Genomic DNA, 22,259 nt, shown 5'->3' with positions numbered 1-22,259 from the left:
GCTCCCCCTGCCGACCACGGGTCCTCGGCCACCTTTGCCGGGGCCCTGGCCTCAGAGTCCGTGAAGGGCCCCTTCACAGCACGACGGCTAGAGCCACCCGCGTTCCTCGGCCAGCCGGACGGCCTCCGCGCGGGTTCGCGCGCCGGTCTTGCCGATCGCGGCGGACAGGTGATTGCGCACGGTGCCCTCCGACAGGAACAGCTTCTTCGCGATGTCCGAGACGGTGGCGCCGTCGCTGGCCGCCTGCAGCACGTCCTGCTCACGGCCGGTGAGCGTGCTGGCGCCGGTGGCCAGCGATTCCGCGGCGAGCGCCGGATCCACCACCCGGAGTCCACTGTGGACCCGGCGGACGGCCGCCACGAGCTGTTCCGGCGGAGCGTCCTTCACCACGAACCCGGCCGCACCCGCGGCCATCGCCCTGGCCAGGTATCCGGGCCTGCCGAAGGTGGTGCAGATGATCACCCGGCAGCCGGGCAGGGCCTCGTGGAGCGCCGCGGCGGCGCTCAGCCCGTCCATCCCGGGCATCTGCACGTCGAGCAGCGCCAGATCGGGGGCATGCCGCCGCGCCGCGGCGACCACCTCGTCGCCGCTGCCGACCTGGGCGACCACCTCGATGTCCGGCTCCAGGCCGAGCACCGTGGCCAGCGCCCCGCGCACCATCGCCTGATCGTCGGCCAGCAGGACCCGGATCACGTCCATCCTCCCGCGGTTTCGCCCCGCACCGCGGCGGCGGTTCCGCCCGGTGCCGGGATCTCGGCCCGGACGCGCCATCCTCCCCCGGGCCGCGGCTGCGCGCACACGGTCCCGCCGGCCGCGGCCACCCGTTCGGAGAGGCCGCGCAATCCGTTGCCCGCCACCGCTTCCTCGCCTCCCCGGCCATCGTCCTCGATCTCCAGCCAGTCCACGCCGAGGCGCACGCACACCCGCTTCGCCCCGGAATGCCGCACCACGTTGGTGATCGCCTCGCGCAGCACGTACCCGAAAGTGCTCTGCAGCTCGGCGCGGACGTTGTCGACCGCGTTCGGCAGGTCGGCCTCGATCTCCGCCGCCCGCAGCGCGGCCCGCGCACCCGCGACCTCGGCCGGCAGCGACACCTCCCGGTACTCCGAGACGGTGGCGCGCACGTCGCTCAGCGCGGTCCGGGTGAGCCCTTCGACCTCGCGGATCTCCTGCACCGCACGAGGAATGTCGGCGGAGGTCTCCAGCACCCGGCGTGCCACCCCGGCCTTCACGGTGATCGTGGTCAGGCTGTGCCCGAGCAGATCGTGCAGGTCGCGCGCCACCCGTTCGCGCTCGTTCGCCACGGCCAGCACCGCGATCTCGCGGTTCGCCTGCTCCAGCCTGCGGATCGCGCGGGCCAGGTTCGCCATGAAGAACATCGCCGCGGTGATCGAGACGACCGCGATCAGGTCGCCCACGTCGCCGGAGAGCTGGTCGGTGCCCAGCAGCACCAGCGCGACCAGCCCGAGAGCCGCCCCGTCCAGGATCAGCGCCCACGCCGGCGGCAGGACGAACGCGATCGTCGCGGTGGCGTAGATCAGGATGTACGGGCTGGACACGAACCCCACCGTGGCCACCAGCCCGAGGAGCAGCATCCCGCCGCCGAAGACGAACTTGACCCGGCGGGAGCGGTTGAACACCAGCGGGAACCCCATGTAGCAGGCCGCGTAGGCGTACACCAGCAGCGCGGTCAGGATCCGCGGCAGGAGCGGCCCGTGGTCCTCGACCAGGCCCCGGGTGGCCGGGATCAGGTAGGGCAACAGGAACAGCGCGCCGAACAGCGGCCAACGGGCCTTGCGCGGGCGGGGGTCGATCGGCCCCATCCCTGGTTCCTCCCACCACGACGCCCGGTCGTTGAGCAGGAAGCGGAACTTCCCGGCCTCGGTACGCGCCACTGTGTCCCCTTTTCTCCCGTCCGGTCTCAGACCCGGGCGCTGGTCTTACGGTAGAGCCGGATCACCAGCGCGCCCAAGCCGACCGTCCAGGCGGCCAGCGCGAGCAGCGCGGCGGGATAGCCGACCACCAGCTGCGTGGTCACCACCGGGCGGACCAGGCTGATCATCCAGTACGTCGGCAACGCGTGCGCCACGCCCTGCATCCAGCCCGCCATCGCCTCCAAGGGCAGCCACAGCCCGCCGAGGAAACCCACGCCCAGCACCAGCAGCATGGTCACCGGCTGCATCGACTCCGGAGTGCACAACTGCCCCAGCAGCAGGCCGAGCAGGACGAGCGGCAGCGCGCCGAGCCAGACCCCCAGGATGATCCGCAGCCAGGCAAGCGGGGCGAGGTGCACTCCTTCGGCCAGGAACGCGATCAGCGGCACCAGCAGCACCGCGGGCAGGACGACGAGCATCCCGGCCAGCGCCTTCCCACCCAGGTACTGCAGACCGGTCAGCGGGGTCAGCCTCAACTGCCGCTGCCAGCCGGAGGCCCGTTCGACGGTGAGCTTCGTGCCGTTGGTCAGCCCGGCGCCGAACGCGCCGAACGCCATCATGTTGATCATCAGCAGGGCCACCACACGCCCGTGATCCGGATCGCTCGATGAGGTGAACACGGTGGCCTGCAACAGGAACATCAGTACGGGGAAGGCCACGACGAGCATCAGGAACCGCGGGGACCGCAGCAGCCTGCGGACCTCGGTGGACAGGTATGCCACGTTCATCGGAGGGCTCCTTCGGGCTCGTCGGTGGTCAGCGACAGGAACGCGCCTTCGAGGCCGACCGCGCCGACCTCCACCTCGCGGGCGGCCGGGGCGGCGGTCAGCAGCGCCCGCAGCGTCGCGTCGGAATCGGTGCTGGACAAGGAGATCCGGTCACCACGCAGGTCGTGCGCGGTGACCGCAGGCAGCGCGGCGAGGAACTGCGCGGTGGCGCCGGGCAGCACCGCGCGGATGGTGCGGCCGCCCGCCAGGGCACGAACCTGGGCCACCGACCCGTCGGCGACCACCCGGCCGGCGCGCATCAAGACCACCCGATCGGCGAATTCTTCGGCCTCTTCGAGGTAATGCGTCGCGAACAGCACCGTCCGCCCGGTCTCGGTGAAGGTGTACATGGACTGCCAGAACTCGCGCCTGCTGCCGACGTCCATCGCCGCGGTCGGTTCGTCGAGCACCAGCAAGTCGGGGTCGGAGACCAGCGCGATCGCGAACCGGACGCGTTGTTTCTGCCCACCGGAGAGCTTGTTCGCCCGGCGTCCGGCGAGGTCCTCGATCCCGGCTTGGCGCAGCGCCTCGCCGAGCGGCAGCGGCCGCCGGTGCAGCCGCCCGACCAGCCCGACGGTCTCCCGCACGGTCAGGTCGTCCAGCAGCGTGCCGTTCTGCAGCATCGCGCCGATCAACCCGTCCCGCACCGCCTCGCCCGGCTTCCGGCCGAAGATCGAGACGGTCCCGTGATCGGGGTCGCCCAGGCCGAGGATCAGGTCGACGGCGGTGGACTTGCCCGCCCCGTTCGGGCCGAGCAGCGCCACCACCTCACCCGGTGCGATGGTCAGATCGACCCCGGCCACCGCGGGCACGTCGCCGTAGTGCTTGTGCACCCCGGCCATCCGGACCGCGGCCCCGGCCGCGACAACATCGGTGTTTTCCATGTCCCCGAGCGTGCCGCCGGAACCGCCCCGGTACGCAGGGCGGGCGTCATGTCCTACCCGTGACAGATGTCAGGGGCAGGACAAGGCGACGGCCCCTTCCCGCCGGAGCGGAAAGGGGCCGTGACGCTGGAGAATCGGCGCGATCAGCAGCCGAGCAGACGACTGGCCAGGTAGGACTCCACCTGGTCGATCGCGATCCGCTCCTGGGTCATGCTGTCGCGTTCGCGGACGGTGACCGCCTGGTCCTCCAGGGAGTCGAAGTCCACCGTGACGCAGTACGGGGTGCCGATCTCGTCCTGGCGGCGGTACCGGCGGCCGATCGCCTGCGCGTCGTCGAAGTCGACGTTCCAGTGCTTGCGCAGCCGGGCGGCGAGATCGCGGGCCTTCGGCGAGAGGTCGGCGTTGCGCGAGAGGGGCAGCACCGCGGCCTTGAACGGGGCCAGCCGCGGGTCCAGGTGCAGCACGGTGCGCTTGTCGGTGCCGCCCTTGGCGTTCGGCACCTCTTCCTCGTCGTAGGCGTCGATCAGGAAGGCCATCATCGACCGGCCGACCCCCGCCGCGGGCTCGATCACGAACGGGCGGTAACGCTGCCCGGAGGCCTGGTCGAAGAACGACAGGTCCACGCCGGAGTGGTTGGAGTGCGTGGTGAGGTCGAAATCGGTGCGGTTGGCGATGCCCTCCAGCTCGCCCCATTCCTGCCCGGCGTTGAACGCGAAGCGGTATTCGATGTCGACGGTGCGCTTCGCGTAATGCGAGAGCTTTTCCTTCGGGTGCTCGAAATGCCGCAGGTTCTCCGGCTTGATGCCGAGGTCGGTGTACCACTCCGTGCGGGTGTCGATCCAGTACTGGTGCCAGGTCTCGTCCTCGCCCGGTTCGACGAAGAACTCCATCTCCATCTGCTCGAACTCGCGGGTGCGGAAAATGAAGTTGCCCGGGGTGATCTCGTTGCGGAACGACTTGCCGATCTGGCCGATGCCGAACGGCGGCTTGCGGCGCGAGGCGGTCTGCACGTTGAGGAAGTTGACGAAGATGCCCTGCGCGGTCTCCGGGCGCAGGTAGGCCAGGCCCTCCTCGGTCTCCACCGGGCCGAGGTGGGTCTTGAGCATCATGTTGAAGTCACGCGGTTCGGTGTACTTGCCGCGGGTGCCGCAGTTCGGGCACGGCACCTCGGACAGGTCGTCCTCGGCGGTCGGCTTGCCGGTGCGCGCCTCGAAGTCCTCGGCGAGCTGGTCGGCCCGGAACCGCTTGTGGCAGGACAGGCATTCGATCAGCGGGTCGGTGAACACGTTCACGTGCCCCGAGGCGACCCACACCTGGCGCGGCAGGATCACCGAGGAGTCGAGGCCGACCACGTCCTCGCGGCCCTGCACCATGGCTTTCCACCACTGGCGCTTGATGTTGTCCTTCAGCTCCACGCCGAGCGGCCCGTAGTCCCACGCCGACCTGGTGCCGCCGTAGATCTCTCCCGACGGGAAGACGAAGCCACGGCGCTTGCACAGACTGACGACGGTATCGATGGTGTTGGCGGGCACTCCACGCTCCGGACGCATGCGGGGACGGTTATCGGACTAAGACGTCCAGCCTATCCGCTGGGCCCGGCGCGGCTGCGCGCAGGCCGTGCGTCGGCGGGCGCGGCCCGGTCGGCCGGGGCAGGACACCGGATCCGCCGTGACGAGCCGGTTCTCGGCGAGCCCGCCGGGGCCGTCGAGGTGGCCGCCCCCACAGGTGATGACACGAGCCGGTGTGGCCCCGGGCCGGGGGAACCACCTTGACAGGGTGACCGCACCGCCGTGTGGAGGGCCAGCGACCGTCGGAGAAGTTCGACGACACTCGCCGTTGTCGCCGGTGCGTACGCGCCATGGATCGTCGGTCCGTTGGTCGCAGGTGACCGGACAGCACAGGCACGCCCTTGGGCAGCGCCGAGCCGGATGCCCCACCACACGGCGTCGTGGGAGGCAATGCGCGGGATCGGCACCCCACAGCCCAGCCGCTACAGCTCGGCCCCGGGGCTTGCGAAAAGCCGGCGGGTCACCTCGCAGCGAACTCACCCTGCAGGGGGAGCACAGTCGTCCTACCGCCGGCCCGGTGCCCCCGTACCCGCCCGGTCGGGTGTTCGGGAACACTACGATGGAACAGACTGTTATCGGCAATGACATCCGCCTTCGGGACCGCCACCCTCACGGTGCCCCGGCAGGACGGCAGGACGCGAGTTGGAGGCAGGCGATGACACCGGCCAGTTCGGGTGCCCTCTCGACCGGCCCGGCCGCGGACCCGCCGGGACGTTCCGGCGCCTCGCTCCGCCCCACCGGGAACCCCGAAGGCGCCACAGGTGTTCCGGACGCGGCCGGGGTCGCGGGCGCGGCAGGCGCTCCGGCAGCTGCGGGTAGCCCCGGCACCGCTCGCGTTCCGGGTGCGGCGGGTGTTGCCGCCACCGGTAGCCCAGGTGCCGCTCGCGGTTTGGGCGCCCCAGGCGATTCGGGTGCTGGAGGCGCTTCGGATGTGGCAGCCGGTTCCGGAGGCGGTTCCGGTGTCGCAGCCGGTGCCGGTATGGCACGCGGCTTGGGTGTCGCAGCCGGTGCCGGAGGCGGTTCGGGTGTGGCAGCCGGCGCCGGAAGCGGTTCCGGTGTGGCAGCCGGCGCCGGAAGCGGTTCCGGTGTGGCAGCCGGCGCCGGAGGCGCTTCGGGTGTGGCGGCCGGTGCCGGTGCGGCAAGTGGCTTGGGTGTGGCAGCAGCCGGTCCGGGTACGACGAGTGGTCCCAGTGCCGCAAGTGGTCCCAGCGCCGCGAATGGTCCCGGTACCGCAAGCGATCCCGGTGCGGCGGGCGTTCGGGGAGTCCCGGATGCCGCAGGTTCCGCAGCCGCCGCAGGTTCCGCGCTTGAGGCCGACGGCCACGAGCCCGGCCCGAGCGGCGGGCCCCCGGGATCCGCGGTCCCGACGGCCGCCCTAGCCGACGCGGGCGAGCTGCTGCGGGCACTCGCCGCCCCGGTGCGGATCGCCATCGTGCTGCAGCTGCGCGAGGCGGACCGGTGCGTCCACGAGCTGGTGGACGCGCTGGACGTCGCGCAACCGTTGATCAGCCAGCACCTGCGGGTGCTCAAGACGGCAGGCGTGGTGCGCGGTGACCGCCGCGGCCGCGAGGTCGTCTACCGGCTGGTGGACGACCACTTGGCGCACATCGTCGTCGATGCGGTGACCCACGTGCAGGAAGGGAAATGACGATGTCCCGGGCCTCGAAACCCGCCCCGGTCCCCGGCCGCCGCGCCACTCGGCAGCGAGCGGCGGTGGTCGATCTGCTCACCACCGTCAACGATTTCCGCTCCGCCCAGGAACTCCACGACGAACTCCGCAAGCGCGGCGACGGCATCGGCCTGACCACGGTGTACCGCACCCTGCAGTCCTTGTCCGAGGCAGGCGAGATCGACGTCCTGCGCACCGACTCGGGCGAAGCGATCTACCGGCTGTGCTCCGCACACCACCACCATCACCTGGTGTGCCGCGTCTGCGGCCGCACCGTGGAGGTCGAAGGTCCGGCAGTGGAACGCTGGGCGGAGAAGATCGCCGCCGAACACGGCTTCAGCGACATCAGCCACACCGTGGAGATCACCGGCACCTGCGCGGAACACGCCGCAGGCTGAACCCGGCATCCCGATCCGTCGGTCGCCCCCGGGGACCGGCATCCGGCTGAGCCGGACCTCGGCCCGTTCGGACGTTGGGGCCAGCCTGGCGCAGAGTCCAGCGAGGCAGGGGTCCGGCCTGGCGCCGAGTCCAGCGAGGCACTGGGTGCGGCCTGGCTCCGTCCTGGGTACGACCTGGCGCCGGTCCTGCGCACGCCTCGGGCCAGTCGGCGGCCGACCTGGCCAAGCGCTGGGTTCAGCAGGCATCGAGTCCAGTGCGGCAGGCGTCGAGTCCAGTGCGGCGCCGCGCGCAGAGGCCGGGCGGCGAAGCGTCGAGGTGCTTCCGACCGGCCCTGGCTGTCGGATCCGGCCTGGGCTGCAGCCGACTCTCGGCACCGGATCGTGCCCCGCGCAGCCCCGGCCCGCTCACTGCCGCACCGCTCCGCACCGGACCGTTCGCCGCGCAGCTTCGGCTTTGCCGCCCACCGCCACGCTTCTCGGCGCCGAGTTCGCTCACCGGACAGACCCGGCCGGACAGCTCAGTACTCGTACGGGTCCTTGGGCGCGGTGATCCGTTCGACGGTCGCCGGGACGAAGTCGGGGGTGTAGCTGTTCGCCTCGTTCGCGGTGCCGGGAACGATCTGTCCGGTGACCCGAAGCCAGGTGTCGCTCGGGAAACGGTCCGCCTCACCTCCTTTCAGGTGCACTGTTACCGGGGAAGCGTCGGCCGCGCAGCAGCTGATGACGAGGCGGGCCAGCAGGGTCTGCCCGCCGTTGTGCACGACGAAGCCGGAGATCGCGATCGTCCGGCCGTTGAGAGTGCCGCCCGAATCCCAGCCGGCCCGTGACACGACCTCGTTCATCGCCATCGGCACCACTGCTTCGGCGGGCAGCGGCGGGAAAGCCGACTCGGCCGTGGTCGCCGCGCTCTGGGGCACTCTCGCCTCGGTCCGGGTGACCGAATCCGCGCCGAGCGCAGGCGGCGCCACGAGGAATACGGCGAGCACCGGCACGACGAGCAGCCACGCCGAGCGCGCCGGGTGGTGGTGTCCGTGCCCGTCCCCCACCGGATGTCCGGCGGCGCTGTCCGGCTCGCCCCATGGCGGAGGCCCGTCAGCCAGGCTTGGGTCCTTGTTTTGTCGGAACCCGGCCGGATACTCCTCGATGCCCTGGCGCTGACCGGACTCCTCCGCATGCCCATCGATCGGCCCAGCGCCCGCAGAGTCCGCGAGGTGGTGGCCCGCCGTCACCCGGGCCTGGGCATCAGATGTCTCGCAGCCCTGGCCGTCTGCAGCTTCGGGCGGCTGATGGCCCGCCGCGACGACGTCCGGCCCGGCTTGCGCGGCGGCCTTCGCCGCCGAGCGGGCGCGGAGCAGATCGGCAACGATCGCGACGATGCCGAGCAGGAGCATCACCACTCCGCCGGCGATGATCCACGGTTGCTGGGCCGGTTTGACATAGCGCAGGTAGTCGCCGTTGATCGCGATCTTCACCAGCGCGCCGCCGAGGAGGATCAGCAGGACGTTCTGGGTTTCCCGCCTCATCACGCACCCCCGAGGAAGATCAGGCCCGCGGCCGTGCCGCAGAGAAGTGCCACCACGAATGTCACCGGGGCGAACCGGGCCGCGAAGGACTTCCCGAAGGTGCCGGCCTGCAAGGCGAACAGCTTCACGTCGATGGCCGGGCCGACCACCAGGAAGACCAGCTTCGGCAGCAACGGCACGGCGGCCAGCGACGCGGCCACGAACGCGTCCGCCTCGCTGCACAGCGCCAGCACCACGGCCAGCACGGCCATCACCAGCACGCCGAGCACCACCTGCCCGGACAGCACACCGAACCACTGCGCCGGCACGAGTACGTTGAGCGACGCGGAGATCAGCGCGCCCAGCACGAGGAATCCGCCTGCCTCCACCAGATCGGTGCGCGCGGTCTCGGCGAACACCTGCCAGCGGCGGCCCGGCGGCACGTCGGGCAACCGGCGCAGGGCGCGTTCGGTGATCCAGGACAGCCTGCCCCAGCGCGCCCAGATCCAGCCCATCGCCATCGCCGTCGCGAGCGACCCGGCGAACCGCGCGAGCACCATTTCCGGACGGCCGGGGAACGCCACCGCGGTGGCCACCAGCACCACCGGGTTCACCGCGGGCGCGGCGAGCAGGAAGGTCAGTGCCGCCGCCGGCGCCACTCCCTGGCCGATCAGCCGCCGGGCGACCGGCACGGACGCGCATTCGCACCCCGGCAGGGCCACGCCCGCCAGCCCGGCCACCCCGACCGCGGCCGAGGCCCGGCGCGGCAGCACCCGCTCGAGCACCCGCGCGGGCACGAACGCCGCGATGGCCCCGCTGATCAGCACCCCGAGCACCAGAAAGGGCAGCGCCTGCACGCACACCGCGACGAACACGGTCGCGCCGGTGCGCAACGCGGGCACGTCGAACAGCTCCTGCAGCCGGCTCTGCGCAAGGATCGCGACGAGCAGCACGGCGCACAGGATCTCGATCGAACTGATCCGGAACCGCCGCGTGCGCGGCCGCTCCTCGGTGGCGTTTCCGGGAATGGTTTCCACGAACGCGATGATGCCAGCCACCCCCGCCCGGACGCCGCCCGCAGGTGCAGTGAAGGGGACCCTCACGACGGTTTCGCGCAGAAGTCACCCATTTGGGACGGACAAATCGGTCATTCTGCCGAGGCTGCGCCGTGCCGGCTCGCCAGGATGCGGCAGCCGACCGAGCCGACCGGCCGAGGGCGGCGCAGTCGCGGGCGGCCAGCGGCAACCACTCGCCGTGCCGGCCGGAACACCAGCGGCAACCACCTTGCAGGACAAGGCAAAGCGCCATCCACCCGTCGAGCGCGAAAGGCACGGCGAGGCAAATCCCTGCGACATCAGCTCGATCGAGCAGGGACAACACCAGCGGCTGCAGGGATCTCCTCGAACAAGGCAAACCCAACGACAGCTACGCCCTCAAACACCAGCAGCCGCACCACCTGCCCGCCGAAACGACAGCCACTCAGCGAGGTGGCAAGGCGAACTCGCCCAGCGACATCCACCCGACTGCGGCCAAGCCCGAGCGACAACTCACCTTCAGGCAAGCCACCTGCAGCAGGCGCCCGACAAACAGCGACTCAGCCGGAGAACAGCCCCAAGGACATCCACCCGGCAGCACCATCCCGCAGGCAAGGCACGTCGACAGGCCAGCAATCACCGACGGCAGCAACTCAGCCGGACGGCAGCCCCAGGACACCGGCCGGGCCGAAAACAGCTCCCACGTAGGACAAGCCGCCCCAGCCACCAAGGTCCGCGTCAAACAGCCAGCCCCGGCAACCTTGTCCCCCGGCGAAGAACCGCCCCGCGAACGCCCAGAAACCCAGTCAGTCCTGGACGCCGGGCAGCTCCATACGCAACTGTGAAGCCGTCGACACCACCAGCATCAGCAACGTCCCGAGTGGGGACGGGTCCATGCCCTCCGCCGGGAAGGCGTAGCGGAGGGTCACGTCGACGCCCTGGTCCGTGTGGCCGAGGCCGAGGGTGCCGAACAGGCCCTGGCCGGCACGTTCGGCCACGGCGATCGCCAGCGCGGGGTCGTCCGGGCGGTCCCAGGCGACGACGCACGTCAGGCTCAGCACGGTGAGACCGTCGGCGAGGCGGGTGGCCTGGATGACGCAGGGGACGTCCCCGTGCGAGAAGGTGATCGCGCCGTCGTCGTCCACGTGGACTTCGAGGTAGCGTTCCAGCGCTTCGCGGGCCAGGGTCAGCAAGGCGCCGGTCTCGGCGGCTTCCGCGGTACTCATGCGTTGCTCCCTTCGGCCTGGTCCACGGCCGCGCCGAAACGGCGGTCGCGCTTGGCGAATTCCAGGCAGGCACGCCACAGGTGGGTGCGGTCGAAATCCGGGAACAGCGTGTCCTGGTAGACCATCTCCGCGTACGCCGACTGCCACAGCAGGAAGTTCGACGTACGCTGCTCCCCCGAGGGACGCAGGAACAGGTCCACATCCGGCATGTCCGGCTGGTACAGATACTTCCCGATGATGTGCTCGTCGATCTTGTCGGGGTTCAGCTTGCCCGCCGCCACGTCCTGGGCGATCCGGCGCATCGCGTCGCCCAGCTCCGCGCGTCCGCCGTAGTTGACGCACATGGTCATGTTCAACGCGGTGTTGTTCTTGGTCTTCTCTTCCGCGATCTGCAGTTCCTTGATCACGCTCGCCCACAGCTTGGGACGACGGCCCGCCCACCGGATGCGTACGCCGATCGAACCGAGATAGTCCACCTGACGCCGGATGGTGTCCCGGTTGAAGCCCATCAGGAAGCGCACCTCCTCCGGGCTGCGCTTCCAGTTCTCGGTGGAGAACGCGTACACCGAAAGCCACTTCACGCCCAGCTCGACCGCGCCGCTCGCGACGTCGATCATCACCGCTTCGCCGCGCTTGTGCCCCTCGATCCGGGGCAGGCCGCGCTGATTGGCCCAGCGGCCGTTGCCGTCCATCACGAGCGCGACGTGCTTCGGGAGCAGCGCGCGCGGGATCTCCGGCGGCTTCGCCCCGGTGGGATGCGGGTCCGGTGCCCGCAATTCATACCCCGACGCCCGGGTCTCGCGTCCCCTGCGCAGCACTTCGTGGTCCTCCTGCCGAGTGGGCTTCCCTACCCGGGTGACCCTACTTGCCCCGGCGTAGGCACCTGCCTGGCACGCCGCTCCACGAGCGGCAGCGACCGTAGCTGACGCTCCAGATGCCACTGCAGATGCGCCGCGACCAGCCCGGACGCGTCCCGGCGGGTGACTCCGGGCGCGGCCTCGGCGACCGTCCACGCCCCCTGCAGCAACGCGTCGAGCAGAGTGAGCACCTCCGGCGCGGGGTGCACCGATCCGGCGATCCGGCAGTCCGGGCACATCGACCCGCCCGCGGCGACGTTGAACGCGGCATGCGGGCCGGGCAGCCCGCAGCGGGCGCATTCGGTGATCGCGGGCGCCCAGCCGGCGTAGGCCATCGCGCGCAGGAAGAACGCGTCGAGCACCAGCGAGGCGTCCCGCTGCCCACCGGCCAGCGCCCGCAGCGCGCCGACGACCAGCAGGTACAGCTTGAGCACCGGTTCGCCCTCCTCCGCGGAGAGCCGGTCGGCGGTCTCGGCGATGGCGCTGGCGGCGGTGTAGCGCTGGTAGTCGGCGACCAGCGGCAGCGCGAACGCGTCCACGGTCTCCACCTGGGTGATCACATCCAGCGTGCGCCCGGGATAGAACTGCAGGTCCACATGACCGAACGGTTCGAGCCGCGCGCCGAACCGGGACGAGGTGCGGCGCACGCCCTTGGCGACCGCCCGGACCTTGCCGTGCCGCCGCGTGAGCAGGGTGATGATCCGGTCGGCCTCGCCGAGCTTGTGCGTGCGCAGCACCACCCCGGTGTCGCGGTAGAGGTTCACCACCCCGGCATCGTCCCACTTCTGGGCGATATCGGGGCGGTGACACCCCTGGTTCGGCGGAAAGAGCCGGTGCGCACCGCGGCTGCCGGGGTGCGCACGGCTTGTGCTTTTTCTTACGGGCAAAGACGATCAGGCCGGTGGGTCGCTCTTTGCAGCGACGTCGGGCTTGAGCGTCTGAGTTCGCTCGGGAGCCGGGTCGGCGGGGTCGCCCGGCTTGAGCATTTGGGTGCGCTCGGGAGCGGGGTCGCCGGCCTTGAGCATCTGGGTTCGGTCGACGGAATCTGCTCCGCCCAGGCGGACCACCTGGGCGGGCTCGGGTTGCTCGAACGGCGTCGGTCCGGGCGCGGGTTGCCCGGTGGCGGGCTGATCGGTAGAGGGCTGTCCAGTGGAGGATTGCCCTGCGGCGGCAAGTCCGGCGGCAGGCTGATCGGCAGCGGGCTGTCCGGGCAGGGGCGGCGGGGCGAACCCGCCGAACGGGGGCTGGCCGAAGGCCTGCGGCTGGCCCGGCTGGCCGAGTCCCGGCACTTGCTGGCCGAGTCCCGGCTGGAGCTGGCCCGGCTGGCCCACGCTCGGCTGAGGTTGACCGAATCCCGCCTGTGGCTGGGCGAGTCCCGCCTGCGGCTGGGCGAATCCCGCCTGCGGCTGAGCAAGTCCCGACTGCGGCTGGGCAAGTCCCGCCTGTGGCTGGGCGAACCCCTCGGAGGACGGCTGGCCGAATCCCGGCTGCGGCTGTCCCGGGTGTCCGAAACCGGGCTGCTGCCCGAACGCCGCCTGCGGCTGGACGAACCCGCCGGAGGGGTGGTGCCCGAAGCCGGGCGGCGGCCCGAAACCGGCCTGCGGCGAGCCGTAGCCGAACGCCTGCGGTGGCACCGGGGCGTCCGCGGGCAGCACCACGGTGCGGATGATCTTGTCTGCGAAGGTCTGCGCCCTTTCGTCCCACAACGGCCACAGGAAGCCCACGGAGCAGACGAACCCGTCGAACACGTGCGTCAGATCGCGCACGAAGGCCATCGCCGGGCCGATCGGCTGCCCGGTCAGCTCGCTGACGAGCTTGATCCCGACCACACGCTTTCCGAGCGACTGCCCGGTGTTACCGCCCCGCAGCCACCGGTTGTAGAGGCCCCAGCCGATCGACCCCAAACCGGCGAGCAAGTAGCAGATCGCGGTGACAATCGAGCCCAGCCCGATCGTGCCGACAATGATCGCGGTCAGGTGAAGCGCAAGCAGCGGGCCGTAGTCGATCAGCATCGCGAGCACCCGCAGGCCCCAGTTCGCGTAACCACCCGGCGGGCCGTACGGGTTCGGGCCGCCGAATCCGGGCTGGCCGTAACCCGGTTGCGGGGCACCGAAACCGGGCTGCGGCGACGGCGCGTAGCCGACGGCGGGCGGCTGGCCGAAACCGCCGTGGGCACCCCGCGGCGGGCCAAAACCCGGCTGTGGCTGGCCGAAACCTCCTTGCGGCGCAGGAAATCCGCCCGGGGCCGGGGGCACGCCGGGCGGCTGTCCCGGCTGGGCACCGAACGGCGGCGGACCCTGCGGCGGACCGGCCGGCTGGCCGTAGGGATCGGTCATCGGGAATTCCCCCTCGCATCGTCGTTGCACCGGCGCTGTCACTCTTCCGTGAGCACCGGCGCACGGAGCGTACTCGGGTCCGCTACGCCGATTTCAGCCAGGCTTTTTCTTGCCCGCAGGGGAAACCGGATCCGCTTCGGACGTGGTCCACACCACTGTCAAGTTCACACGAACAGCCCAGCGAACGGCGGAAACGGCAGGTTGCGCAGGACGAACCAGGCTGCGAACGCCACGCCCGCCACCCACGGCGTCCACCGCCAGTGCAGCCACGAACGCACCGCGCGGCCGCGGAGCCTGCCCACCGTCCAGGCAAGCCCGCTCCACGCGAACAACACCACCGACACCAGCGCCACCGCGTTGTAGCGCACTGCCGCGGAAACGTTGCCGTGCAACAGGCTGTAGGCCATCCGCAGGCCACCGCAGCCGGGACAGTCGATGCCGAACAGGAATTTGGTGGGACACACCGGAAACAGCCCGCCGGGTGTGGTCGGATCTCCCAACCACACCGCGGCGCAGGCCACCCCGATCCCGGCGGCGACCGCGGCAGGCCCCGCCAGAGCCCTGGCTATCGCACGCGGACTGCGCGCGGGCACTCCCGTGTAGACAGTGCTCACGGCCGGAACCCCTTACCCGCCAGGCGGTACTCGTCGGGCCGAGATGACGGGTACAGACGGGTCATGCGCTTCTCCCCCGGAAACGATCTCGACGCGACGAAGAAGAGTCAGAATCCCAGCCGCCGCAGCTGTTTCGGGTCGCGCTGCCAGTCCTTGGCCACCTTCACGTGCAGATCGAGGTAGACCTTTGAACCCAACAGCCGCTCGATGTGCCGGCGCGCGGTGGCGCCGACCTCCTTCAGCCGTTCGCCGCGGTGCCCGAGGATGATCCCCTTCTGGCTGGGCCGCTCCACGTACAGCAGCGCGTGCACGTCGATCAGGTCGTCGCGGCCCTCTCGCGGCAGCATCTCCTCCACGGTGACCGCGATCGAGTGCGGCAGCTCGTCGCGTACGCCCTCCAGCGAGGCCTCCCGGATCAGCTCGGCGACGAGGGTCTGCTCCGGTTCGTCGGTCAGCTCGCCGCCCGGGTACAGCTGCGGTCCTTCCGGCAGCCGCGCGACCAGCAGGTCCGACAGCGTGGTCACCTGGAACCCGTCCACCGCCGACACCGGCACCAGCTCGGCGAAGTCCATCACCTGCTGCAGGGCAAGCAGCTGCTCGGCGACCTGCTCGGGCTTGACCAGATCGGTCTTGGTGACGATGCCGAGCACCGGGGTGCGGCGCGCGATCTTCTTCAGTTCCTCGGCGATGAACCGGTCGCCCGGACCGACCGTTTCGTCGGCGGGCACGCAGAATCCGACCACGTCCACTTCGGACCAGGTCTCGTACACCAGATCGTTGAGCCGCTGCCCGAGCAGGGTGCGCGGACGGTGCAGGCCGGGTGTGTCGATGATCACCAGCTGCGCGTCCGGGCGGTGCACGATCCCGCGGATGGCGTGCCGGGTGGTCTGCGGCTTGCTCGAGGTGATCGCGATCTTGGTGCCGACCAGCGCATTGGTGAGCGTGGATTTGCCCGCGTTGGGCCGTCCGACGAAGCAGGCGAACCCGGAGCGGTGTGGCTCGGTCACGGCTGGAGCACCTCGGCGATCTCGCCCGAGGGCTCGGCCCGCACGATCGGAGCCAGCTTCGCCACGTCGCGCACCGCCTGCACGGACGCCTCGTCCACGAGCGCATCGGTGGTCACCACGACGGCCGCTTCGAGCCCCTCGGCGCCGCTGGACAGCGCGGCGGCCACCGCCCCCTGCACGGCGGTGAGCCGGAACGAGGGCAGCTCGACGGTGGTCGCGGCGTAGGTCCGGCCGTCGGTGTCCCGCACCGCGGCACCTTCGGCGGCACCGTTGCGGGCCCGTGCGGAACGGGCCAGCGTGACGAGCTTCTGGTCCTCGGCCTCGAGGTCAGGCATGGTCGACTCTCCTGTTGCTTTCATCGGATTGGGGTGCCCGGGTGCGCCGCCGCACGTCGGCGCCGGCCGGGCGGACCACGACCGAGGTGATGCGCATCCGGCCGCGGCGGTCCTTGCCCCCCTCGGCGAACAGCCGAAGGCCGGCGACCTCGGCTTCGGCCCCCGGCAGCGGGACCCTACCCAGTCGCTGCGCGAGCAGTCCGCCGACGGTCTCCACGTCGCGGTCCTCCAGGTCGACGCCGAACAGCTCGCCGAGGTCGTCCACACTCAGCCGGGACGAAACCCGCACCGCGCCTTCGTCGAGTTCCTCGACGTCCGGCCGTTCCTCGGTGTCGGATTCGTCGGTGATCTCGCCGACGATCTCCTCGAGGATGTCCTCGATCGTGAGCAGGCCCGCGGTGCCGCCGTACTCGTCGACCGCGATCGCCAGGTGATGGTGGGTGCGCTGCATCTCCTTGAGCAGCTCGTCGAGCCGCTTGGAGTCGGGTACGAAGCTCGCCGGGTGCATCACCGCGCCGACCGGCGTGCCCGGCCCGTCCGGGTCCAGGTACGCGGACATCAGGTCCTTGATGTTGACCACGCCGCAGATGTCGTCGACCGAATCGTCGATCACCGGGACGCGGGTGAACCCGGTGCGCAACGCGAGCGCGAGGGCCTGGCGCACGGTCTTGGTGCGCTCGATCCAGACGATCTCGGTGCGCGGCACCATCACCTCGCGGGCCACCGTGTCGCCGAGTTCGAAGACCGAGTGGATCATCTCCCGCTCGGAGTCCTCCACCACGCCGCGTTCCTGCGCCAGGTCGACCAATTCGCGCAGTTCGACCTCGGAGGTGAACGGGCCCTCGCGGAAACCCCGGCCGGGGGTGATCGCGTTGCCGAGCACGATGAGCAGCCGCGACAGCGGGCCGAGTATCGAACCCAGTACCCGGACCGGGCCGGCCGCGATCATCCCGACGCGGTAGGGGTGCTGGCGGCCGATGGTGCGCGGGCCGACGCCGATCAGCACGTAGCTGACCACCACCATGACCACCGCGGAGAGCAGCACGGCGAGCCAGAACCTGCTGACCCAGCCGAGGAAGGACACCGTGACCAGCACGGTGGCGGTCAGCTCGCAACCGAGCCGCAGCAGGAGCAACAGGTTGATGTGCCGACGGCGCTCGGCGACCACCGCGGCGAGCTGACGCGCGCCGCCGCGGCCGCTGCGCACCAGCCCGTCGACGCGGGCCTGCGAGACCGTGCCGATGGCCGCGTCGGCGGCGGCGAAGGCACCGGCGAGCAGCACCAGCGCGATCGCGATCACGAGCTGTGCCGTGGGACTGCCCATGTCGGAACCTTAGGGCGTTTCCCCGGGGGCCGGGGTGTCGAGCCCGGCGACGCCGAGCACGCGGTCGTCCATGTTGCGCTGTGCGTCGCGGGCGTCCAGCGCGGCCACCGCGGCCTGGAATTCGCCGAGAATGCGCTTCTGCAGCCCGAACATCTCGCGTTCCTCGGCCGGCTCGGCGTGGTCGTAGCCGAGCAGGTGCAGGACCCCGTGCACGGTGAGCAGGTGCAGCTCGTCGAGCAGCCCGTGCCCGGCGGCCTTGGCCTGGTCCTTCGCGAAGGCCGGGCACAGCACGATGTCCCCGAGCAGCGCGGGCGAGGCGTCCGGCGCGTCCGGCCGGCGGGAGGAGTCCAGCTCGTCCATCGGGAAGGCCATCACGTCGGTCGGGCCCGGCAGGTCCATCCAGCGCTGGTGCAGGTCTTCCATCACGTCCAGGGTGACGCACAGGACGGACAGCTCGGCGAGCGGGCTGACCTCCATCTTGTCGAGCGCGAAGCGCGCGGCCGAGACGATCGAGGTCTCGTCCACGTCGACACCGGACTCGTTGGCGATCTCGATGCTCATCGGCGGGTGCCCTTCCGGCCGCCGGACGGCGGTTCCTGCGCGTCGTGGGCGGCCTGCCACTTCTCGTACGCGTCGACGATGTCGCCGACCAGCTTGTGCCGCACCACGTCCTGACTGGTCAGCTCGGCGAAGTGCAGATCGTCCACGCCCTCGAGGATCTCCCGCACGACCCGCAGCCCGCTGCGCTGCCCGCTGGGCAGATCGACCTGGGTGACGTCCCCGGTGACCACGATCTTGGCCCCGAACCCGAGCCGGGTGAGGAACATCTTCATCTGCTCGGGGGTGGTGTTCTGCGCCTCGTCGAGAATGATGAAGGCGTCGTTGAGGGTGTTGTGGGTGAGCAGGTGCCCCTCGGTGACGTAGAGCGAATCGGCCGCCGCCACCTGGATGCAGACCGCCTCCGCGCGCCCGGCCGGCTCGATCCGGTCGATGAACCGCGTCGGCCTGCCACCGCCGCCGGCCGCGTGGTAGCTCTCCTGCTTGCGGGCGAGCCGGAACGGCTCGGTGTCCTCGGGAAGACGGATATCCAGCACGTACGCGTCGTGCTGATCCTCCGCCGCCCGGCGGCTTCGCTCGGTGGCCGTTCCGCCGAGCGACTGCACGAGGCCGACGACGTCGTCCCGCAGCCCAGGCGAGGTGGTCGTGTACTGGATCCGGCAGGTGCGGCGGCGTTGCCCGACCGGCTCGCCGTCCACGTCGAGCAGGCCCTGCAGCAGGGCGAGCCGCACTTCGGCCGAGTTGCGCAGATAGCACTCCGGCACGAACTTGGTGTTCGACCGGGTGCCGAGCAGCTCCAGTTCGCGGAGTGCGTCGATGACCGGGTTTTCCAGTGTGATGACGTCCCCGGCTTCGGCGTTCTGGTCGGGGGCATCGTTCGCCCCGGCGCGATGCCGCACGCGGGCGCCCGGAAGCTCGGGATCGTTCGTCGCGAAGCCCGGGGTCGTGGACCCGGTCAGGCGACCTTCGCCGAGCAACAGGCCGAGCGCGTAGGGATCCATCGGGACCGGGCGGGCGGGATGGCAGGCCGGACCGGACAGCATCGGCAGCTCGTACCGCCGCGCGCGGAACTTGCCGATCATCTGCTTGGTTTCGAGGACCCGCCACGGTTTGCCGCGCCGTTTGCCCGACGCGGTCTTGACCGTCCAGAGGTGGTCCCCACAGCACAGGGTCGACGAGCCGTCGCCCGCGGTCAGCCGGTAGATGTCCTTCTCGCCCTGCGGATAGACGCCGAGGACCGGAGTGGGTTCACCGTTGGAGCCCAGCACCAGATCGCCGGCCCGCAGCTGCCCGATCGGCCGGAAGCCCTCCGGGGTGAGCACCGGGGTGGTGACCGGTTGCGCCCGGCCGCGCATGTAGGCCAGCGGCGCGATCTCGATCGTGCCCGCCTGCATCAGCCGCGGAATCGACTCCGCTTCGATCATGTCGTGCAGCGCGTCGTAGAGCGGACGCAGGTACGGGTCGATCTTGTCGTTGAGCGTGCCGGGCAGGAAGCCGAGGCGTTCGCCGGCTTCGACCGCGGGGCGGGTGAGCACGATGCGGGTGACCTGCTTGGCCTGCAGGGCTTGCACGGCCTTGGCCATGGCGAGGTAGGTCTTGCCGGTGCCCGCCGGGCCGATGCCGAAGACGACGGTGTGCTTGTCGATCGCGTCGACATAGCGCTTCTGGTTGAGCGTCTTGGGCCGGATCGTCTTGCCGCGGCGGGAGACGATGTTGAGACTGAGCACTTCGGCCGGGGAGGCGTCGCCGCTGGAGAGCATGCCGATGGTGCGGCGCACGGTGTCCGGGCCGACCTGCTGGCCACCGCCGGCGAGCTGGGCCAGGTCGGTGAAGACGCGTTCGGCGAAGGCGACGTCGGCCGGGGTGCCGGTGAGGGTGACCTCGTTGCCGCGCACGTGCACGTCCGCGGCGAGCAGTTCCTCGGCGACGCGGAGGTTCTCGTCGCGCGAGCCGAGCAGGCTCAACGCGGCCGTGTCGGGAATCGGGAAGCGGGACTGGGCCACGCTGGTGGCCGGGGCGTCGTCGGGGACGTCAGGACGGGCGGCTCCACCCGGTGCGGTTCCGGCCACGTGGCCTCTGGCCTGCCTTCTGCGCTTTCGCTGCGTTGACGGACGGTCTTGCGGACCCTTTCGATGGTACTTGGCCGCCGGTCCCGCCCGCAGTCCGGTTTCCTACCCGAAGCGCCCGAACAGCCCCAGCTGCTCGCCGCCCAGCACGTGCGCGTGCACGTGGAACACGGTCTGCCCGGATTCGGCGTTGGTGTTGAACACGACCCGGTAACCGCTCTCGGCGATACCCTCGATCTCGGCCACCCGGCGGCACGACCGCAGCAGGTCGGCCAGCAACTGCGGATCCGCCTCGGTCAGCTCCGCCACGTTGCGATACCGCTTGCGCGGCACCACCAGCACGTGCACCCGCGCCTGCGGATTGATGTCCCGGAACGCGAACGTGGTCTCGTCCTCATGCACCACGTCGGAAGGAATCTCCCCGGCGATAATGCGCTCGAACAACGTATCCGCAGAAGTCATGCCACCACCCTACAAAGACGCGCCCGGCCGGCCCCACGGTGTCGGCCAAGTCTGTGAGGGGCCATGCGCAGACCGCGGAGGTCCGTGAAGGTCCGTGAAGGTCTGTGAAGGGGCCCTTCACAGACTCTGAGTCCGTGAAGGGCCCCTTCACGGACCCGAGACAGGCCCGGCGCACACCACCAGGTGGTCGCGCATCTCGAACACCTCCGCGTCGCCTGCTGCCGGGCGTGATCGACGAAGAGGGCAGGTGTCGCCGATGATGACGCGGCAGCCACGACTCTCTCTGCTGATCACGAGTCCTCGACCAACTTTGCCGGGACCCTGCGGCCGGCCCCACCCCACCGGCAGCCACAACGCCACTCGCCCCACCACAGTCACAACCGCACCAAACCCACCCACGCCCCACCGCCCCGTGAGAAACCGCAGCTCACCCCTGCGCCCCCTACGCCCCGTCGGGAGCCGCACCAAACCCACCCACGCCCCACAGCCCCGTCGGGAGCCGCACCAAACCCACCCACGCCCCACAGCCCCGTCGGGAACCGCAGCTCACCCACCCACGCCCCCATCGCCCCGTCGGGAACCGCAGCTCACCCACCCACGCCCCCATCGCCCCGTCGGGAGCCGCAGCTCACCCCCTGCGCCCCCTACGCCCCGTGGGGGCTCCGGGGGCTCGGGCCCCCGGAAAACACGCGACACCCCCTCCGCGAAGGACCGAAGCTCCGAAGACGCCGCGGCGGGGTGGAGCCTGGGGGTCGCCCCACCGCGCCGCGGCTCCGCCGGACCGAGGGGGAGGTGCCCGGCGGGGTCTCGATTACGCTCGTAGAGGCTGCCCACCCAGTGGCGCGCCGAAACCTCGACGTTGTGCGCGTTGCCGTGGAGCGTAGCCGTCCCCGACCGGCCGGCGCCATGTTCCGGCCGGGTTTTGGTCCGTTCGTCATGCCTCCGGGGCCACCGGGCGGAATCGGTCAGTGCCAGCGGGTGGTGAGGGCGCCCAGTGCGCCCAGCGCGACCGCCGCGGCGGTGGAGGTGCGCAGCACGGTGTGGCCGAGCCGGACGGGGGTGGCGCCGGCGGCTTCGAGGGTGGTGAGTTCACCGTCGGTGATGCCGCCTTCCGGGCCGACGATCAGGAGCAGATCGCCGCCTGCCGGCAGGGTTTGCGCAGTCAGCTGGGCGCCGGCCGCGGATTCGAGGACGTAGGTGGCCGACATGGTGGCGGCGAGTTCGGCGAGTTCGGCGGTGCTCACTGGTTCGGCGACGGCGGGCAGGTGTGCGCGGCGGGCTTGTTTGGCCGCGGAGCGGGCGGTGGCACGCCAGCGTCCGAGGGCTTTGCCGCCGCGTGGCCCGTCGTCCCAGCGGGCCACGCTGCGCGCAGCGCGCCAGGGCACCACGGCATCCGCGCCGGCCTCGGTGGCCAGCTCGACGGCCAGCTCCCCGCGGTCGCCCTTGGCCAGCGCCTGCGCCACGTGCACGCGCAGCGCCGGGGGTTGCTCGGTCCAGTGTTCGAGCACGGTGAGGGTGAGTGCGGCATCCCGCCCGCTTTGGACCGCGGCGACGGCGCAGCGCGCCATCGCACCGGCACCGTCGGACAGCACGAGCTGCTCCCCCGTGCGCAACCGGCGCACGGTGGCCGCGTGCCGGGCTTCCTCCCCTTCGAGCAGTGTGGTGCCCGACGCCGGGACGTCGGGGGCGAGGAAGACCGGCAGCGTGGTGTCCGGCAC

At 71.1% G+C, this 22,259-nt stretch carries 19 protein-coding genes and 5 pseudogenes; 2 read left to right on the top strand and 22 right to left on the bottom strand.

Translation table 11 applies throughout. The annotated features are described in order from the left end of the window. Positions 1-87: 87 nt before the first annotated feature. The 5 genes from ATK36_RS27680 to ATK36_RS27660 form a co-directional block, all read right to left on the bottom strand. Positions 88-693: a response regulator transcription factor gene (locus ATK36_RS27680; RefSeq protein ID WP_098515225.1), complete on the bottom strand. Its 606-nt coding sequence runs from the start codon at positions 691-693 to the stop codon at positions 88-90. Continuing rightward, on the bottom strand, positions 690-1,823 hold the full coding sequence (locus tag ATK36_RS27675) for a sensor histidine kinase (protein ID WP_098515224.1): 1,134 nt from the start codon (positions 1,821-1,823) through the stop codon (positions 690-692). Before ATK36_RS27675 ends, ATK36_RS27680 begins: the two co-directional genes overlap by 4 nt. 98 nt (positions 1,824-1,921) lie before the next feature. Further along, positions 1,922-2,662, bottom strand: coding sequence for an ABC transporter permease (locus ATK36_RS27670; RefSeq protein ID WP_098514145.1), 741 nt, complete (start codon positions 2,660-2,662; stop codon positions 1,922-1,924). Further along, a complete protein-coding gene (locus tag ATK36_RS27665) occupies positions 2,659-3,585 on the bottom strand; it encodes an ABC transporter ATP-binding protein (RefSeq protein ID WP_098514144.1) in 927 nt (308 codons plus the stop codon). Before ATK36_RS27665 ends, ATK36_RS27670 begins: the two co-directional genes overlap by 4 nt. Positions 3,586-3,728: 143 nt before the next feature. Next, positions 3,729-5,117: a glycine--tRNA ligase gene (locus ATK36_RS27660; protein ID WP_098514143.1), complete on the bottom strand. Its 1,389-nt coding sequence runs from the start codon at positions 5,115-5,117 to the stop codon at positions 3,729-3,731. A 1,189-nt stretch (positions 5,118-6,306) separates the two neighbouring features. On the opposite strand from ATK36_RS27660, the gene ATK36_RS34880 reads away from it, so the two are divergent. Both ATK36_RS34880 and ATK36_RS27650 read left to right on the top strand, forming a co-directional pair. Then, positions 6,307-6,801, top strand: coding sequence for an ArsR/SmtB family transcription factor (locus ATK36_RS34880; RefSeq protein WP_170069933.1), 495 nt, complete (start codon positions 6,307-6,309; stop codon positions 6,799-6,801). Then, entirely contained in the window at positions 6,798-7,220 is a 423-nt protein-coding gene (locus tag ATK36_RS27650) for a Fur family transcriptional regulator (protein WP_098514142.1), read from the top strand. Before ATK36_RS34880 ends, ATK36_RS27650 begins: the two co-directional genes overlap by 4 nt. Before the next feature lie 518 nt (positions 7,221-7,738). Here the strand turns inward: ATK36_RS27650 and ATK36_RS27645 are convergent. The 17 genes and pseudogenes from ATK36_RS27645 to ATK36_RS27575 all read right to left on the bottom strand — a co-directional run. Beyond that, positions 7,739-8,272: pseudogene (locus tag ATK36_RS27645) on the bottom strand (TIGR03943 family putative permease subunit); the annotation flags it as partial. Between the two features lie 282 nt (positions 8,273-8,554). Continuing rightward, positions 8,555-8,743: pseudogene (locus ATK36_RS27640) on the bottom strand (TIGR03943 family putative permease subunit); the annotation flags it as partial. Beyond that, positions 8,743-9,759, bottom strand: coding sequence for a permease (locus tag ATK36_RS27635; protein WP_098515223.1), 1,017 nt, complete (start codon positions 9,757-9,759; stop codon positions 8,743-8,745). The pseudogene ATK36_RS27640 and the gene ATK36_RS27635, both read right to left, overlap by 1 nt. Positions 9,760-10,562: 803 nt before the next feature. Next, positions 10,563-10,982 carry a YbjN domain-containing protein gene (locus tag ATK36_RS27630; protein WP_098514141.1) on the bottom strand — a complete coding sequence of 140 codons (420 nt, stop codon included), beginning with the start codon at positions 10,980-10,982 and terminating at the stop codon, positions 10,563-10,565. Next, positions 10,979-11,800: an isoprenyl transferase gene (locus ATK36_RS27625; RefSeq protein WP_098514140.1), complete on the bottom strand. Its 822-nt coding sequence runs from the start codon at positions 11,798-11,800 to the stop codon at positions 10,979-10,981. Before ATK36_RS27625 ends, ATK36_RS27630 begins: the two co-directional genes overlap by 4 nt. Before the next feature lie 29 nt (positions 11,801-11,829). Further along, entirely contained in the window at positions 11,830-12,606 is a 777-nt protein-coding gene (gene recO, locus ATK36_RS27620; protein WP_098514139.1) for a DNA repair protein RecO, read from the bottom strand. A 126-nt stretch (positions 12,607-12,732) separates the two neighbouring features. Next, positions 12,733-14,175, bottom strand: a complete 1,443-nt coding sequence (locus ATK36_RS27615) for an RDD family protein (RefSeq protein WP_098514138.1) — start codon at positions 14,173-14,175, stop codon at positions 12,733-12,735. Between the two features lie 164 nt (positions 14,176-14,339). Continuing rightward, a complete protein-coding gene (locus tag ATK36_RS27610) occupies positions 14,340-14,789 on the bottom strand; it encodes a DUF2752 domain-containing protein (protein ID WP_098514137.1) in 450 nt (149 codons plus the stop codon). 107 nt (positions 14,790-14,896) lie between these two features. Beyond that, positions 14,897-15,796: a GTPase Era gene (era, locus tag ATK36_RS27605; RefSeq protein WP_098514136.1), complete on the bottom strand. Its 900-nt coding sequence runs from the start codon at positions 15,794-15,796 to the stop codon at positions 14,897-14,899. After that, on the bottom strand, positions 15,793-16,131 hold the full coding sequence (locus ATK36_RS27600) for a cytidine deaminase (RefSeq protein WP_098514135.1): 339 nt from the start codon (positions 16,129-16,131) through the stop codon (positions 15,793-15,795). The genes era and ATK36_RS27600 overlap by 4 nt, the downstream gene beginning before the upstream one ends. Further along, positions 16,124-17,455 (bottom strand): hemolysin family protein, encoded by a 1,332-nt coding sequence (locus tag ATK36_RS27595; RefSeq protein ID WP_098514134.1) that lies wholly within the window; start codon positions 17,453-17,455, stop codon positions 16,124-16,126. Before ATK36_RS27595 ends, ATK36_RS27600 begins: the two co-directional genes overlap by 8 nt. Positions 17,456-17,464: 9 nt before the next feature. Further along, on the bottom strand, positions 17,465-18,016 hold the full coding sequence (gene ybeY, locus ATK36_RS27590) for an rRNA maturation RNase YbeY (protein ID WP_098514133.1): 552 nt from the start codon (positions 18,014-18,016) through the stop codon (positions 17,465-17,467). After that, positions 18,013-18,345 (bottom strand): annotated as a pseudogene (locus ATK36_RS33985) (PhoH family protein); the annotation flags it as partial. The pseudogene ATK36_RS33985 and the gene ybeY, both read right to left, overlap by 4 nt. A 252-nt stretch (positions 18,346-18,597) precedes the next feature. Continuing rightward, positions 18,598-19,014 (bottom strand): annotated as a pseudogene (locus ATK36_RS33980) (LAGLIDADG family homing endonuclease); the annotation flags it as partial. Positions 19,015-19,356: 342 nt separating this feature from the next. Next, positions 19,357-20,082 (bottom strand): annotated as a pseudogene (locus ATK36_RS33975) (PhoH family protein); the annotation flags it as partial. 102 nt (positions 20,083-20,184) lie between these two features. Further along, on the bottom strand, positions 20,185-20,541 hold the full coding sequence (locus ATK36_RS27580) for a histidine triad nucleotide-binding protein (protein ID WP_098514131.1): 357 nt from the start codon (positions 20,539-20,541) through the stop codon (positions 20,185-20,187). Positions 20,542-21,506: 965 nt separating this feature from the next. Then, positions 21,507-22,259 carry a 16S rRNA (uracil(1498)-N(3))-methyltransferase gene (locus ATK36_RS27575; RefSeq protein WP_098514130.1) on the bottom strand — a complete coding sequence of 251 codons (753 nt, stop codon included), beginning with the start codon at positions 22,257-22,259 and terminating at the stop codon, positions 21,507-21,509.

Origin of the sequence: Amycolatopsis sulphurea (genome assembly GCF_002564045.1) — a bacterium.
In the GTDB taxonomy this organism is placed as follows: Bacteria; Actinomycetota; Actinomycetes; order Mycobacteriales; family Pseudonocardiaceae; genus Amycolatopsis; species Amycolatopsis sulphurea.
The sequence above is the reverse complement of the archived record's forward strand: the minus strand, read 5'-3'. Positions and strand labels throughout refer to the sequence as shown.

Coding starts and splice junctions, on each gene's coding strand:
- ATK36_RS27580 (WP_098514131.1), bottom strand. CDS start 20,541: ATGACTTCTGCGGATACGTTGTTCGAGCGCATTATCGCCGGGGAGATT.
- ATK36_RS27595 (WP_098514134.1), bottom strand. CDS start 17,455: ATGGGCAGTCCCACGGCACAGCTCGTGATCGCGATCGCGCTGGTGCTG.
- ATK36_RS27600 (WP_098514135.1), bottom strand. CDS start 16,131: ATGCCTGACCTCGAGGCCGAGGACCAGAAGCTCGTCACGCTGGCCCGT.
- ATK36_RS27630 (WP_098514141.1), bottom strand. CDS start 10,982: ATGAGTACCGCGGAAGCCGCCGAGACCGGCGCCTTGCTGACCCTGGCC.
- ATK36_RS27675 (WP_098515224.1), bottom strand. CDS start 1,823: ATGGGGCCGATCGACCCCCGCCCGCGCAAGGCCCGTTGGCCGCTGTTC.
- ATK36_RS27650 (WP_098514142.1), top strand. CDS start 6,798: ATGACGATGTCCCGGGCCTCGAAACCCGCCCCGGTCCCCGGCCGCCGC.
- ybeY (WP_098514133.1), bottom strand. CDS start 18,016: ATGAGCATCGAGATCGCCAACGAGTCCGGTGTCGACGTGGACGAGACC.
- ATK36_RS27615 (WP_098514138.1), bottom strand. CDS start 14,175: ATGACCGATCCCTACGGCCAGCCGGCCGGTCCGCCGCAGGGTCCGCCG.
- ATK36_RS27665 (WP_098514144.1), bottom strand. CDS start 3,585: ATGGAAAACACCGATGTTGTCGCGGCCGGGGCCGCGGTCCGGATGGCC.
- ATK36_RS27670 (WP_098514145.1), bottom strand. CDS start 2,662: ATGAACGTGGCATACCTGTCCACCGAGGTCCGCAGGCTGCTGCGGTCC.